The sequence below is a fragment of the Nocardioides sp. B129/18 genome (assembly GCF_055282735.1).
In genome coordinates this window covers 45241-58786 of the sequence record NZ_JBUZJI010000013.1, presented here as the reverse complement: position 1 = coordinate 58786, position 13546 = coordinate 45241, and the positions used below count along the sequence as shown (strand labels likewise).

Annotated in this window: 17 protein-coding genes; 12 read left to right on the top strand and 5 right to left on the bottom strand. The window is 74.9% G+C overall.

Annotated elements, in window-relative coordinates; genetic code table 11:
* Positions 1 to 239: 239 nt before the first annotated feature.
* A complete protein-coding gene (locus ACZDWJ_RS11265) occupies positions 240 to 1106 on the bottom strand; it encodes an LLM class F420-dependent oxidoreductase (protein ID WP_463521051.1) in 867 nt (288 codons plus the stop codon).
* A gap of 61 nt (positions 1107 to 1167) precedes the next feature.
* On the opposite strand from ACZDWJ_RS11265, the gene dapE reads away from it, so the two are divergent.
* The 7 genes from dapE (at position 1168) to ACZDWJ_RS11230 (ending at position 5960) form a co-directional block, all read left to right on the top strand.
* Entirely contained in the window at positions 1168 to 2253 is a 1086-nt protein-coding gene (dapE, locus tag ACZDWJ_RS11260) for a succinyl-diaminopimelate desuccinylase (protein ID WP_463521050.1), read from the top strand.
* Positions 2253 to 2978, top strand: coding sequence for an LOG family protein (locus ACZDWJ_RS11255; protein WP_463521049.1), 726 nt, complete (start codon positions 2253 to 2255; stop codon positions 2976 to 2978). Before dapE ends, ACZDWJ_RS11255 begins: the two co-directional genes overlap by 1 nt.
* Positions 2975 to 3253, top strand: coding sequence for a DivIVA domain-containing protein (locus ACZDWJ_RS11250; protein ID WP_463521048.1), 279 nt, complete (start codon positions 2975 to 2977; stop codon positions 3251 to 3253). The genes ACZDWJ_RS11255 and ACZDWJ_RS11250 overlap by 4 nt, the downstream gene beginning before the upstream one ends.
* Positions 3250 to 3663 (top strand): hypothetical protein, encoded by a 414-nt coding sequence (locus tag ACZDWJ_RS11245; protein WP_463521047.1) that lies wholly within the window; start codon positions 3250 to 3252, stop codon positions 3661 to 3663. The genes ACZDWJ_RS11250 and ACZDWJ_RS11245 overlap by 4 nt, the downstream gene beginning before the upstream one ends.
* Positions 3664 to 3783: 120 nt before the next feature.
* Positions 3784 to 3951, top strand: a complete 168-nt coding sequence (locus tag ACZDWJ_RS11240; protein WP_166191440.1) for a DUF3117 domain-containing protein — start codon at positions 3784 to 3786, stop codon at positions 3949 to 3951.
* A gap of 25 nt (positions 3952 to 3976) precedes the next feature.
* On the top strand, positions 3977 to 5599 hold the full coding sequence (locus tag ACZDWJ_RS11235; protein ID WP_463521046.1) for a leucyl aminopeptidase family protein: 1623 nt from the start codon (positions 3977 to 3979) through the stop codon (positions 5597 to 5599).
* 4 nt (positions 5600 to 5603) lie between these two features.
* Positions 5604 to 5960 carry a hypothetical protein gene (locus ACZDWJ_RS11230; protein WP_463521045.1) on the top strand — a complete coding sequence of 119 codons (357 nt, stop codon included), beginning with the start codon at positions 5604 to 5606 and terminating at the stop codon, positions 5958 to 5960.
* An 18-nt stretch (positions 5961 to 5978) separates the two neighbouring features.
* Here the strand turns inward: ACZDWJ_RS11230 and ACZDWJ_RS11225 are convergent, their stop codons facing one another.
* Positions 5979 to 6638, bottom strand: coding sequence for an O-methyltransferase (locus ACZDWJ_RS11225; protein WP_463521044.1), 660 nt, complete (start codon positions 6636 to 6638; stop codon positions 5979 to 5981).
* A 160-nt stretch (positions 6639 to 6798) separates the two neighbouring features.
* On the opposite strand from ACZDWJ_RS11225, the gene sigE reads away from it, so the two are divergent.
* The 3 genes from sigE to ACZDWJ_RS11210 are packed head-to-tail and all read left to right on the top strand — an operon-like array spanning position 6799 to position 9191.
* Complete coding sequence (gene sigE / locus ACZDWJ_RS11220) at positions 6799 to 7431, top strand: RNA polymerase sigma factor SigE (RefSeq protein ID WP_463521043.1); 633 nt, start codon at positions 6799 to 6801, stop codon at positions 7429 to 7431.
* Complete coding sequence (locus ACZDWJ_RS11215; RefSeq protein WP_463521042.1) at positions 7428 to 7892, top strand: hypothetical protein; 465 nt, start codon at positions 7428 to 7430, stop codon at positions 7890 to 7892. The genes sigE and ACZDWJ_RS11215 overlap by 4 nt, the downstream gene beginning before the upstream one ends.
* A gap of 39 nt (positions 7893 to 7931) precedes the next feature.
* Complete coding sequence (locus tag ACZDWJ_RS11210; RefSeq protein WP_463521041.1) at positions 7932 to 9191, top strand: S1C family serine protease; 1260 nt, start codon at positions 7932 to 7934, stop codon at positions 9189 to 9191.
* Positions 9192 to 9232: 41 nt separating this feature from the next.
* Here the strand turns inward: ACZDWJ_RS11210 and ACZDWJ_RS11205 are convergent, their stop codons facing one another.
* The gene (locus ACZDWJ_RS11205; RefSeq protein WP_463521040.1) at positions 9233 to 9469 is read right to left on the bottom strand and encodes a helix-turn-helix domain-containing protein; all 237 of its coding nucleotides are present in this window, start codon (positions 9467 to 9469) and stop codon (positions 9233 to 9235) included.
* 99 nt (positions 9470 to 9568) lie between these two features.
* On the opposite strand from ACZDWJ_RS11205, the gene ACZDWJ_RS11200 reads away from it, so the two are divergent.
* Positions 9569 to 10339, top strand: a complete 771-nt coding sequence (locus ACZDWJ_RS11200; protein ID WP_463521039.1) for a hypothetical protein — start codon at positions 9569 to 9571, stop codon at positions 10337 to 10339.
* A gap of 3 nt (positions 10340 to 10342) precedes the next feature.
* Positions 10343 to 11668: a nucleotide-binding protein gene (locus ACZDWJ_RS11195; RefSeq protein WP_463521038.1), complete on the top strand. Its 1326-nt coding sequence runs from the start codon at positions 10343 to 10345 to the stop codon at positions 11666 to 11668.
* Here the strand turns inward: ACZDWJ_RS11195 and ACZDWJ_RS11190 are convergent.
* Positions 11631 to 12995 carry a hypothetical protein gene (locus ACZDWJ_RS11190; protein ID WP_463521037.1) on the bottom strand — a complete coding sequence of 455 codons (1365 nt, stop codon included), beginning with the start codon at positions 12993 to 12995 and terminating at the stop codon, positions 11631 to 11633. The two genes, ACZDWJ_RS11195 and ACZDWJ_RS11190, sit on opposite strands and share 38 nt — an antisense overlap.
* The gene (locus ACZDWJ_RS11185) at positions 12992 to 13426 is read right to left on the bottom strand and encodes a hypothetical protein (RefSeq protein ID WP_463521036.1); all 435 of its coding nucleotides are present in this window, start codon (positions 13424 to 13426) and stop codon (positions 12992 to 12994) included. Before ACZDWJ_RS11185 ends, ACZDWJ_RS11190 begins: the two co-directional genes overlap by 4 nt.
* Positions 13427 to 13546 lie beyond the last annotated feature (120 nt).

Here is a 13546-nt window from a genome sequence, read left to right as displayed (position 1 = left end):
GACCTGTGGGTTGGCGTTCGAAGCTTCAAACGCCAACCGCAAGGTTCGGCGGCCAGCCGCCGAAACGCACACCGGCCGCACCCGCGCACATGCGCGGCACCAACCGTCCACAACCGCCCTGAACGACGCGGCCGTCCCCAGGCTCCCAGGGCGGCGTGCGCACGAAACTGGCGCTTGGACGATGAAGTTTCAGCGTGCAACCGCCAGTTTCATCGGCCAGCCGATGAAACTGCCTCGGCTCACCCCAGCAGGACCCCCGGCTCGATCCCGAGCCGGGCGGCGAGCTTGTCGAGGTGGGCCTCGACGACGTCGGGGCCGGCGTCGGGGATGCCCCAGATCAGCTCGGTGACGCCGAGCTCGGCCCAGCGGGCGAGGTCGGCGGGGTCGGGCTTGAAGGCGATGAGCACCCGGACGTCGGGGAGGCCGTCGCGGCCGGCCTCGCGCCAGGCGGCGTGGAGGGCCTCGATGTGGGTGCTGATGTCCTGCTGGGTGGGGGTGGTCATCCAGCCGTCGGCGTGGGCGGCGATCCAGGCGAAGGTCTTCGGCCCGCCGCCGGCGCCGATGATGAGCGGGATGTGGGCCTGCACAGGCTTGGGATAGGCCCACGAGGGGCCGAAGGAGACGAACTCGCCGTCGTAGGCGGCCTCCTCCTGGGTCCACAGCGCGCGCATGGCCTCGACGTACTCGCGCAGCACGGTGCGGCGTCGGCCGGCCGGGACGTGGTGGTCGGCGAGCTCGTCGGTGTTCCATCCGAAGCCGGCGCCGATCGAGACGCGTCCGCCGGAGAGGTGGTCGAGGGTGGCGATGGCCTTGGCGAGGGTGATCGGATCGGACTCCACCGGCAGCGCCACGGCGGTGGAGAGCCCGATGCGCGAGGTGACGGCGGCGACGGTGCCGAGCGAGACCCACGGGTCGAGGGTGCGCAGGTAGCGGTCGTCGGGGAGCGTCTCGTCGCCGGTGCCGGGGTGCGCGGCGGTGCGCTTGATCGGGATGTGGGTGTGCTCGGGCACGTAGAAGGTGTCGAATCCGCGCTCCTCCGCGGCCCGGGCCGCCTGGGCGGGGGTGACTCCGCGGTCGGAGGTGAACAGCACGATGCCGTGGCGCATGCGCGGAGACTACGGCAGAACTAGAACCTGTTCCAGTGTTGTGCTCTGGTTGGATGGCGGCATGCCGCAGCCGCTCGCGTCCGCCCTCGACCTCGACGCCGACGTCGTCGAGATCGCCCGGCTCCTGGTCGACCTCCCCTCGGAGAGCCGCCACGAGGAGGCCATCGCCGACCTCGTCGAGCAGGCGCTGCGCCCCCTGCCGCTCCTGGACGTCGTCCGGCACGGCCACACGATCGTCGCCCGCACGAGCCTCGGCCTCGCCGAGCGCGTCGTCATCGCCGGCCACCTCGACACCGTCCCGGCCAACGACAACCTCCCCGGACGCCTCGAGGACGGCCTGCTCCACGGCCTCGGCGCCTGCGACATGAAGGGCGGCGACGCCGTCATCCTGCGCCTGGCCGGCGCGATCGGCTCGGGCGCCCTGACGCCGAACCGCGACGTCACCTTCGTGCTCTACGAGGCCGAGGAGATCGACGCCGCCTCCAACGGCCTGTTCCGCCTGGCCCGCGACCACGCCGATCTGCTCGCCGCCGACTTCGCGATCCTCATGGAGCCCAGCAACGCCGGCGTCGAGGCCGGCTGCCAGGGCACCCTGCGCGTCGAGGTCCGCACCCGCGGTGAGCGCGCCCACTCCGCGCGCAGCTGGCGCGGCGTCAACGCCATCCATCGCGCCGGCGCGATCCTCGAGCGGCTCTCGGCCTACGAGGCCCGCCGCCCGGTCGTCGACGGCCTGACCTACCACGAGGGCCTCAACGCCGTCGGCATCCGAGGCGGCGTCGCCGGCAACGTGGTGCCCGACGAGTGCGTCGTCACCGTCAACCACCGCTTCGCCCCCGACCGCACCGAGGCCGAGGCGCTCGCGTTCGTCGAGGAGGTCTTCGAGGGCTTCGAGATCACCCTCACCGACTCCGCCCCCGGCGCCCGGCCCGGCCTCGACCGCCCCGCCGCCCGCGACTTCGTCGCCAGCGTCGGCGCCGAGCCGCAGCCCAAGTTCGGCTGGACCGACGTCGCCCGCTTCACCGCGCTCGGCGTCCCGGCGGTCAACTACGGCCCGGGCGACCCGCTCCTGGCCCACACCCAGGGGGAGTTCGTGCCGGTCGAGGAGATCCAGCGCTGCGAGCGGGTGCTGCGGGAGTGGCTGTCCTGATGCGCTCGCACGCGAAGGGCCCCATCGTGCAGCGCCGCGGCGAGATCGACGCCACCACCACCGACCAGCGTCTGCTCGACTCCCGCGGCCCCACCGACTGGGTCCACACCGACCCGTGGCGCGTCATGCGCATCCAGTCCGAGTTCGTCGAGGGCTTCGGCGCGCTCGCCGAGCTCGGCGAGGCGGTGGGCGTCTTCGGGTCGGCGCGCACGGCCGTCGACTCCCCGGCCTACGCCCAGGGCGTCGAGCTCGGACGCGGGCTCGCGGAGGCCGGCTTCGCCGTCATCACCGGCGGCGGCCCCGGCGCGATGGAGGCGGCCAACCGCGGCGCGAGCGAGGCGGGCGGGGTCAGCGTCGGCCTCGGCATCGAGCTGCCCTTCGAGGCCGGCCTCAACGAGTGGGTCGACGTCGGCATCAACTTCCGCTACTTCTTCGCCCGCAAGACCATGTTCATGAAGTACTCCCAGGGCTTCGTCGTGCTGCCCGGTGGCCTCGGCACCCTCGACGAGCTCTTCGAGGCCCTCACGCTGGTGCAGACGAAGAAGGTCACCCGCTTCCCGATCGTGCTCATGGGCACCGCGTACTGGTCGGGCCTGCTGGGCTGGCTGCGCGACACCGCGCTCGCGGCAGGCACCATCGGGGCCGCCGACCTCGACATGATGGTGGTCACCGACGACGTCGAGGAGGCCGTCGCCACGATGGTCGCCGCCCGGGAGGACGCATGACCTGGTTCCTGGCCACGCTCATCGTGCTGGCGATGGGCGGCGTGGCCGTGGTCGCCTCCGGCCGCGGCGCCCCGCTCGAGGACGTCCACGGCGACCGCCCCGACTCCACCCTGCCCACCACCGGACCGGTCACCGCCGACGACCTCCGCGCCGTCCGCTTCAGCCTCGCCTTCCGCGGCTACCGCATGAGCGAGGTCGACGCCCTGGTCGACCGGCTCATCGCCGAGCGCGAGGCCGAGGCGTCCGCGAGCCCCAGCGCGGAGGAGGACGCATGAGGATCCTCGTCATGGCGCTCACCGCGCTGGCGCTGCTCGACGTCGTGCTCACCCGCAAGCGGCTCTCGGGTCGTCGCGGCGCCGGCCACCACGCCGTCGGCCCGGTGCTCCTCGGCGTGCACACCGTGCTCGGGCTGCTCACCATCGTCGGCTGGACCGCGTTCCTGCTCGCCCCCGGCGACTCCCTCCTCGGTGGTCCCGGCGCGGGCGTGCTGGCCCTGGCCGGCTGGTGGATCGTCACCCTCGCCGGCCTGCTGATCCTGCTGCGCTGGCTGCCCAGCAAGGGCCGCCACAGCAGCGAGGGCACCGACACCTGGTCGCGCGGACCGTGGCTCTCGGTGCTCGCCCACGTCGGCATGCTGGTCGGCGCGATCGTCTTCACCTACGCCTATCTGCAGGGCAGCGTCTGAGCCTGGCGAGGCCCGTGGCGGCCCGTCGACCGGCGCCTCGAGGGGGGCGTGGCGCGAAGCACACCCGCGATAGGGGATAATGGTGCGCCACTGCACGCACGACTTGGGAAGAGGTGCCGGATGGCGGCGATGAAGCCGCGGACGGGCGACGGTCCGCTGGAGGTCACCAAGGAAGGCCGCGGCATCGTGATGCGCGTGCCGCTCGAGGGCGGTGGCCGCCTCGTGGTCGAGCTCAACGCCGAGGAGGCCGGCGCCCTGGGCGACGCCCTCAAGGCCGTCGTCGGCTGACGCCGACCGACTGCTGCGAAGCCCGATGGTGACGACGACGTCGATCCCCCGCCCGGACCTGCCCGACCAGGTCGGTCCACCCGCCTTCGACCTCAGCGCGCTGGGGGTGCAGGCGGTCGCGGGGGTCGACGTCGTCGCCATTCCCGTGCTCGCCGGTCCTGACGACTCCACCGATCGCCCCGAGGACGCCGACGGCGCCGACGGGGCCGATGGGGCTCCCGTCTCCGGCCCGCTGCTCGGGCCCGGCGGCGCCGAGCTCTCCGAGCTCCTGGGCCTGGACCTCCTCGCGGTCCTCGAGGCCGAGCGCGCCACAGGTCGTCCTGGCGAGGCCGTCCGCGTCGTCGTGCCCGACGGGCTGCCCGAGGCACCCGAGGTCCGCACCGTCCTGCTCCTGGGCGTCGGCGACGCCGGTCCGAGCGCGCTGCGGCGCGCCGGCGCCACCCTGGCCCGCGCCACCACCGACCGCGACGCCGTCGCCACCAGCGCGGCCTCGCTCGGCGACGACGCCGGCCTCGACGCGTTCGTCGTCGGCCTCGTGCTCGGCTCCTTCGGCTTCCACTGGCGCTCCACGGGCCCGTCGGTGCGCCCCGTGGGCCGGGTCGTCCTCACCGGCTGCGACGCCGACCGTCGGCCCGTGCTCGAGCGCGCCCTGGCCGTCGGCGCCGCCAGCTGGCGCGCCCGCGCCCTCGCCGCCACCCCCTCGAACCTCAAGAGCCCCGCATGGCTGGCCGAGCAGGCCGTCGCGGTGGCCGAGGAGACCGGCCTGAAGCACCGGGTCTGGGACGAGCGCGAGCTCGCCGCCGACGGCTTCGGCGGCATCCTCGGCGTCGGCCAGGGCTCGGCCACCCCGCCGCGCCTGGTGCGGCTCGACTACACCCCGCCGAAGGCGAGCCGCCGCACCCCGACGATCGTCCTGGTCGGCAAGGGCATCACCTTCGACACCGGCGGCCTCTCGATCAAGCCCGGCGAGGCGATGGCCTCGATGAAGCGCGACATGACCGGCGCGGGCGTCGTCCTCGCGACGATGGCCGCCCTGCGCGACGTCGGCTGCCCGGTGCGCGTCGTCGGCCTGCTGTGCTGCGCCGAGAACGCCGTCTCCGGCTCGGCGATCCGCCCCGGCGACGTCCTGCGCCACTACGGCGGGCGCACCTCGGAGGTCACCAACACCGACGCCGAGGGCCGGCTCGTCATGGCCGACGGCCTCGCCTACGCCGTCGAGCAGATCAAGCCCGCGGCCCTCGTCGACGTCGCCACCCTCACCGGTGCGGTCAAGGTCGCGCTCGGCCTGCGCACCGGCGGCCTGTTCGCCTCCGACGACGTCCTCGCCGCGAGCCTGCGCGACGCCGGCACCGCGGCTGGCGAGCCGGTGTGGCGCCTGCCGTTGCACGCCGGCTACGAGGAGCGCCTGGCCTCCCCGGTCGCCGACGCCGACAACGCCGCCGGCGGCCCGGGCGCCGTCACGGCCGCGCTGTTCCTGCAGCACTTCACCGGCGGACTGCCGTGGGCGCACCTCGACCTCGCGTCGGTGGGCGACTCCCCGTCGGACTCCTTCGAGTGGAGCGCCGGACCCACGGGCTTCGGCGCCCGCCTCCTGCTCACCTGGCTCGGCTCGACCGAGCCGCTCGCGGGGGTCGGGGGCCGGGGGTGACCCGGTGACCCGCGCCCGCCGTCCGCTGCTCGGGCTGACGGTGCGCTGGTCGCTGGTGGGCTCGGCCGCCGACCTCGTCGACGAGCTGGCCACCCACGTCCACGGCCCCGAGCACGCCCGCCACACCGGCCAGGCCGGCCTGCGGTTCGTGCAGTGGCGCGCGGTGCGGGGCGCCTGGTTCGAGTGCCTCTACCTCTTCGGCGACGAGGCCAGCCGCGAGCGTCACGAGGAGTCGGTGCGCACCGGGGGCGCGGCCACCGCGATCTCGCGGGTCGTCGGAGCGCCGCCGGCGCTCGTCGAGGCCTGCGAGGTGCTGGCCCTCGCCGAGGGCTGGGACGGCTTCGTCCCCGCCCCGGAGTAGAGCCCCTCGAGCAGGTCCTCAGCCGGCGTCGGGGTGCCAGACCTTCCGGGCGCACAGCAGGCCGTCGCCCACCGGCAGGAGCACCGGGACGAGGCTCTCGTGCGCGGCGACGGCGCGGCCGAGCTCGCGGACGGCGACGGTCTCCTCGTCACGACGCGCGGGATCGGCCACCCGGTCGTGCCACAGGGCGTTGTCGAACGCGACGACGCCGCCGGGACGCAGCAGCCGCAGCGCCTCGGCCAGGTAGGCGGAGTACTCGGTCTTCTCGCCGTCGCAGAACACGAGGTCGTAGTGGCCGTCGGTGAGGCGGGGCAGCACGTCGAGGGCGGCGCCGGAGATGGTGCGCGCGCGCTGGGTGGGGATGCCGGCCTCGGTGAAGGTCTGGCGGGCCAGGCGCTGGTGCTCGGCCTCGATGTCGACGGTGGTGAGCACGCCGTCCTCCCGCATGCCGCGCAGCAGCCACAGGCCCGAGACGCCGGTGCCGGTGCCGATCTCGACGACCGAGCGGGCGTCGAGCACCGAGGCCAGGAAGCGCAGCACGGCGCCGGCGCCCGAGCCGATCGGCACGACGCCGACCTCGACGGCGCGGTCGCGGGCGGCGGCGAGGATCTCGTCCTCGGCCACGAAGGTCTCCGCGTAGGACCAGCTCGCGGGTGACACGGGGGGCAGCGCGCTCATGGGCCGCAACCTATCGCGCGACGCGCCCGGGCCGCCCGGACGCGCCCGGGGTGGGAACGCACGCGGCTCATCGGCCGTTGGACCAGGTCACAGGCTCCTCTCAGTCGGGGCCCCTAGCGTGAGCGAGGTCGAGGTGAGCATCGGCAGGAGAGGACGAGCCATGACCGGGCAGCAGGGGCATCAGGAGCCGCAGGGGCGCGAGCAGGCGCCTCGCGAGGGCGTCCCGAGCTGGGACGAGGTCGTCGAGCTGCACTCCGACCGCGTCTACCGCCTGGCCTACCGGCTCACCGGCAACCGTCCCGACGCCGAGGACCTCACCCAGGAGGTCTTCGTCCGCGTCTTCCGCTCGCTGGACTCCTACACGCCCGGCACCTTCGAGGGCTGGCTGCACCGCATCACCACCAACCTCTTCCTCGACCAGGCCCGTCGACGTCAGCGCATCCGCTTCGACGCCCTCTCCGACGAGCGGGCCGACCGCCTCACCAGCGCCAGCCCCGCGCCCGAGGCCGCCTACCACGACCAGCGCTTCGACGACGACGTCGAGCGGGCGCTGGCCACCCTGCCCCCGGACTTCCGGGCCGCGGTCGTCCTCTGCGACGTCGAGGGCCTCACCTACGAGGAGATCGCCGAGATCCTCGACGCCAAGCTCGGCACCGTGCGCTCGCGCATCCACCGCGGCCGCGCGATGCTGCGCAGCGCCCTGGCCCACCGCGCCCCGGGCCGCGGACGCACCCGCTTCGCCGGCCCGGTGCTCGAGTCGGCCCCCGTCGTCAAGCCGGTGGCGGGCCGGTGATCGGGCACCTCGGCACCCGCGTCAGCGCGCTCCTCGACGGCCAGCTCGGCCCCGAGGAGACCGAGCGCGCCTGGGCGCACGTGCACGTGTGCCACGGCTGCCGCGATCTCGTCGAGCGCGAGGGCTGGATCAAGACCCGCCTCTCCGGGCTCTCGGCCGACGCCGTGCCCGGCGCGCCCGAGGGACTCAAGGGCCTGCTCAAGGGCGACGCGTCCGGCGCCCCCGCCCCGGTGCCTCCCGCGCCGTGGCCCGCCCCGCCGAGCCGCTCCGCCGACCGGCCCAGCCGCGGCGCGCTGACGCTCGCCGCGATCGGCGGCGGTGCCGCGGGCGCCGCGGTCATGGGGGTCCTGACGCTCGGGGCCGCGCCGGCCGACGCCCCGACCCGTCAGCAGTCGCCGACGGTCTCGGTGGGCACGCCCACCCAGACCGACACCGTGCTCTTCCGCCGTCTCACCCGCTGACGCCACCGCTCGCGCACGACGCCCCGGCATGATGGAGCGGTGAGCGAGCAGGATCCCGCGGCGCCGCCGCCGTACCCGCACCCCTACGGCAGCCCCGCGCTGCCGCCGTCGTACCCGGGCGCGCAGCAGGCCGGCTACCGGCCCGTCCCCTCCAGCATCGACGTCGGCCCGCCGCAGGGACCCGGCCGCGAGCCGCGCGCCCGCACCTCGCCGTGGATCTGGCCGGCGGTCAGCGCGCTGGCGCTCGTGCTCGGCGTCGTCGGCGGCATCGTCGGCGCGGCCGCCTACGACCGCGGCGAGCAGCCCGCGATCGGACCGGTCGTCGACGGGCTCGACGGCGTCGACCTCGCCACCCGCGCCCCGCTCACCCCGCCGAACGGCACCGTCGCGAAGGTCGCGAAGACCCTGCTCCCCAGCACCGTGCAGATCATCGCCGAGTACCAGGGCCAGGACGACGGCGCCACCGGCTCGGGCTTCGTGCTCGACCGGCAGGGCCACGTCATCACCAACAACCACGTCGTCGCGGCGGCCGCCAAGGACGACGGACCGATCCAGGTCGTCGACCAGGACGGCACCCGCTACGACGCCACCATCGTGGGCCGCAGCACCGTCTACGACCTCGCGGTGCTCAGCGTCCCGAAGGCGAAGGGGCTGCGTCCGGCCGCGCTCGGCGCCTCCCGCAGCCTCGTCGTCGGCCAGACCGTGGTGGCGTTCGGGTCCCCGCTGGGCCTGAGCTCCACCGTCACCGCGGGCATCGTCAGCGCCCTGCAGCGGCCGGTGAGCACGGGGCGCACCGACGACCAGTCGTCCTACATCAACGCCGTGCAGACCGACGCCGCGATCAACCCCGGCAACTCCGGCGGCCCGCTGGTCGACCTGCTGGGCCGCGTCGTCGGGGTGAACTCCGCGATCGCCACCACCGGCGGCGGCGCGAGCACCGAGTCGGGCAGCATCGGCGTCGGGTTCGCGATCCCGGTGGAGCAGGTGCGCATCACCGCCGACCAGATCCTGCGCACCGGACGCGCCCAGTTCCCGGTGATCGGCGCCCAGGTGCGCACCGGGCGCGACGACGGGCGCGGCGCGGTGCTGGCGGAGATCGTCGACGGGGGCGCGGCGGCGGCCGCCGACCTGCGCTCGGGCGATCGGATCACCGCGGTCGACGGGCAGCGCGTCACCGACGGCATCGGCCTCATCGTCGCGATCCGCACCCACCAGCCCGGCGAGCAGGTGCGCTTCCGCGTGACCCGCGACGGCGAGACCCGCGAGATCGCGGTGCGACTGCGCGCCGAGGTGGGCTGAGCCCGAGGTCGATCCCGACCCGAGACCGGCAGCGGGACGGCTCAGGCGTCGGTGTCGGCGTCGACGTAGGGGTGCTCGTCGACGAACGCGCGGGTCTCGGCGTACATCCGCGCGATGTAGGCCTCGAGCTGCTCGGACTCCACCCGCCACTGGCCGCGTCCGCCGATCTTGATGGCGGGGAGGTCGCCGCGGCGCACCAGCGCGTACACCTGGGCGCTGGAGGTGTTGAGCACCTCGGCGACATCGGCGAGGGTGAGGAAGCGGGGCGTGCCGGCCATGTCCCCATCCTCGCACCCGCTCCGTCGGGACGCCGCCGCGGCGCCCCGGCCTGTGGAGGACCAGGTTTGAGCCGGCGGCGAGCGCGGAACTCGACCTGCATGGATCTCGGGACCCTCAGGACGTCGCGCGCGTCCACCACCGCATCGGAGCCCGCGCCGGGCGGCGCCGCCCAGCCGGCCCAGCGCACCCGCGCTCCCGGCTGGCGCGATCCCCGCCTCTGGGTCGGCCTCGCCCTCGTCGCAGGGTCGGTGCTCCTCGGCGCACGGGTCGTCGCGGCCGCAGACGAGACCGTGCCGGTCTGGGCGGCGCGCGCCGACCTCGGCGCCGGCACCACGCTGCGTCCGGGCGACCTCGTCCGCGAGCAGGTGCGGCTCTCCGACCCCGCCGACCTCGACCGCTACCTGCGCGCCGACGAGCCGCTGCCGGACGAGGCGGGCCTCCTGCGGCCCGTCGGCGCCGGCGAGCTCGTGCCGCGCGCGGCGCTGGGCGAGCGCTCGGGCACCGTCGAGGTCCCGCTCGCCGTCGACCCCGAGCAGGTGCCGGAGTCGGTGCGGCAGGGCAGCGTCGTCGACGTCTACCTGCTGGGCTCGTCCTCAGGCTCTTCAAGCTCCTCGGGCTCCTCGGGCTCCTCGGGCTCCTCGGGCTCCTCGGGCTCCTCGGGCTCGGCCGCCGGCGCGACGGACGCGCCCGGCGGCGCGCCCGCGCTGGCTGGCGTCAGCGTCGTCGACGCCCGCACCTCCGAGGAGAGCCTGGCCGTCAGCGGGAAGCGACGGCTCGTGCTCGCCGTCCCCGAGGACGCCGCCGCGGGGTTCTTCCGTCGGCTCGGTGCGCTCCAGGGTCCGCAGATCATCGTCGTCGGCCGTGGCTGAGCGATGAGCGGTCCCGTCGTCGTCCTGGTCTCCGCGGCCGGCGCCGCCTGGGAGTCCACCGTCCTCGCGGCGATGGCCGCCCGCCGCGACGTCGCCGTGCTCAAGCGCTGCGTCGACGTCGAGGACCTCCTCGCCTCCGCCGCCACCGGGCAGGCCCAGGTGGCCGTCGTCGGGCTCGACGCCGTCGGCCTGGACGCCTCGGCGCTCGAGCGACTGCGCCACCACCAGGTGACCCCGGTGGTCGTCGCGGGCCACGGCGTCGACGAGCGGGCGCGGGCCCACGCCGATCGCATCGGGGCCCGTCGGCTCGTCGCCGACGACGACCCCGCCGCGCTCCTGGCGGCCGTGCTCGAGGCCGGCGCGAGCGAGCCGGCGGGCGCACGCGCCGTCGCCGCCCTGCCCGAGGACCCCGGCCACCCAGGCGGCCACGGCGATCCCGGCCGGGCCGACGCGGACGCCGACGACGTCGAGCCGGTCGAGCCGGCCGGGCCGGCCGGGCCGGGCCGCGTCATCGTCGTCTGGGGGCCGGCCGGGGCCCCCGGACGCAGCACGGTCGCCGTCGGTCTCGCCGCCGCGCTCGCCGACCTCGGGCGCCCCACGGTGCTCGTCGACGCCGACCCCCAAGGTGGTGCGCTGGCCCACCAGCTCGGCGTCATCGAGGAGGTCTCCGGCCTCCTGGCCGCGGCCCGCCTCGACGTCACCGGTGCCCTGGAGCGTGACGCCGCCGGCGTCGTGCGCACCCTCGCGCCGCGCTGCGGCCTGGTCACCGGGCTCCCGCGCGCCGACCGCTGGAGCGAGGTCCGGGCCGGCGTCCTCGAGCGGCTGCTCGCCGCGCTCGTTCGCCACGGGGACGTCGTCGTCGACGTCGGCGCGAGCCTCGAGGACGACCCCGCCGCCGAGCTCGCCGGTCGACCGCCGCGTCAGCAGCTGACGCTGGAGGCCCTGGCCTGCGCCGACGCGATCGTCGCGGTCGGCGCCCCCGACCCCGTCGGGCTGGCGCGCATCGCCCGCGGGCTCGCCGAGCTGCGCGAGGTCGGCGTGGTCGCCGCCGTGGTCGTGCTCAACCGCATGCGCACCACCCTCGGCTGGTCCGAGCGCGAGATCGTGGCGATGCTGCGCGAGGTCTGCCGCGCGGAGGAGGTCGTGGTCGTGCCTGACGACCCCGCCGCCGTCGACCGCGCCCAGGCCGGTGGACGCCCCGTCACCGACGCCGACGGCCCGGCCGCCCGGGCGCTGCGGGTGCTGGCCGCCTCCGTCGCCGGCGTCGAGCCGCCCGCGCCCGCGGGCGGGGTCAGGCGGCGAAGAGGAGGTAGAGCCCGCCGACGGTGAAGCCCACCATCGCCACCAGCAGCGGCAGCTGACCGGTCACCTGGTGCCGCTTGGGCAGCAGCTTGATGGCGCGGTCGTGGGCGGCGATGACGCCGAGCACGTGGCCGGCCACGACCGCGATCACCTTGGTGTTGGCCAGCAGCGTCGGGTGGTAGGAGAGCCAGTAGCTCACCGTGAGGTTGCCGGTGCCGAGGTAGTCCGACCCGTTGCTGAGCGGATCGCTGGCCTTGACGACGGTGTCCTGCCCGACCTCGACGAAGTAGGAGAGGTAGTGCGCCACGATGTAGCCGACGATGATCGGCACCACCGAGTGCGCGAACCGCGGCGGCAGGCTCAGCCGTCGGGTGCCGGCCTCGACGCCCGTGGCGGCCGTGCCGGCCACCAGCACGCCGGCCACGACGAGCACGAAGACGAGCAGGCCCGCGTTGTTGGCCAGCTGGTTGGCCCAGTCGTGGTCCTTGACCACCGGCGTGTTCTGGATGAAGCGCACCCAGTGGCTGGAGTCCTTGAAGGAGTCGAAGGCCGTGCTGCCGAAGAGCACCGACACCACCGCCACCAGGCCGGGCAGAGCCGGAGTGGTGTCGAGGTTGGCCAACGGGCTGCGCAGGACGATCTGGCCGTCACGCCGGCCCCACACCGAGAGCCGGGCGACGAGGGAGGAGTAGACCTCGAAGGGGTCGGCCCGCTCGTAGAACCGGTCGCCGAACAGCGCGCCGCCGAGCAGCATGACGGCCACGTACACCGCCATCCACAGGCGCACGGGGCCGAGCTCGGTGGAGTAGGGGTAGACGAGCTCGAGCCACACGAACGCGTACAGGCCGAGGGCGGCGGGCCACAGGCCGAGGCGCTCTGGGTACTCGAACAGGCCGCGGGAGGAGTCGCCGCCGGTGACCTTCGCCAGCACCCAGTTGATCGAGCGCACCGGGCTGACGGCGCGGTAGAAGGGCCCGAGGAGCACGCTGGCGGGGACGATGCCGACCCACAGCCACACGTAGAACATCCCGAAGAACGGGTTGGTGAGCAGGTCCTGCCCGAAGACGGCCGCGAAGACGCCCCAGCCGAAGATCGCCAGGCCCACGACGCGCGCCAGCACGCGGAAGGCGACGCTGTCGACGACCGGCGTCAGCCAGGTCAGCGGCGTGCCGCTGGTGCGCTCGTCGAAGCGCGGGGTGCGCCACGCGACGGCGAGGACGACGAAGGAGACCGCCAGCGCCGCCACGGCGCCGACGATGGCCAGCTCGGGCGAGATCGGCAGGTCCTTGGCGCCGCCGATGCCGTGCGCCAGCGTCACCCCGTCGCCGACGACGGGGGAGTCGGTGCCGATCACGAGACCTGGAGCTGGACGATGACCTTGTCCAGGGTGTGCGACTCGACCGTGATGATGCCGGGCTGGTCGAGGTTGGTGAGCGTGAGCTCGGTGACGCCCTTCTGGTACTCCAGCTCCTGCTCGGGGGTGGAGTGCACGTGGATCTCGCCGGGCTTGTCGGCGGTGACCTTCAGGACCACCGGCTGGCCGACCTTGGCGGGCACCCGCTCGCCGTTCGGCGTCACCTGGTCGCCCTTGATCGTGACGTCGATCGTGGTGCCGGTGGCCTCGCTGGACGGGCTGCCCGACGCGCTGCCCGACGCGCTGTCGGACGCGGAGCCGGAGGCGCCTGCGGCGGGCGTGCCGGCGTCGGCTGCGGTGTCGGCCTCCCCGCCGCAACCGGCGAGGGCGAGGACGGCGGTGAGGGCGACGGCGGTGGCGGCCAGGCGCATGATCGATCCTTCGATGCTGGGTGCGGTGGGACGGGCGGGTGAGGCGGGCCACGTCGGTTGCGCCGAGACGTGGACGGTCCGGCGCCGTGACCTCTGCAAGAATCCCACGACGGACAACCA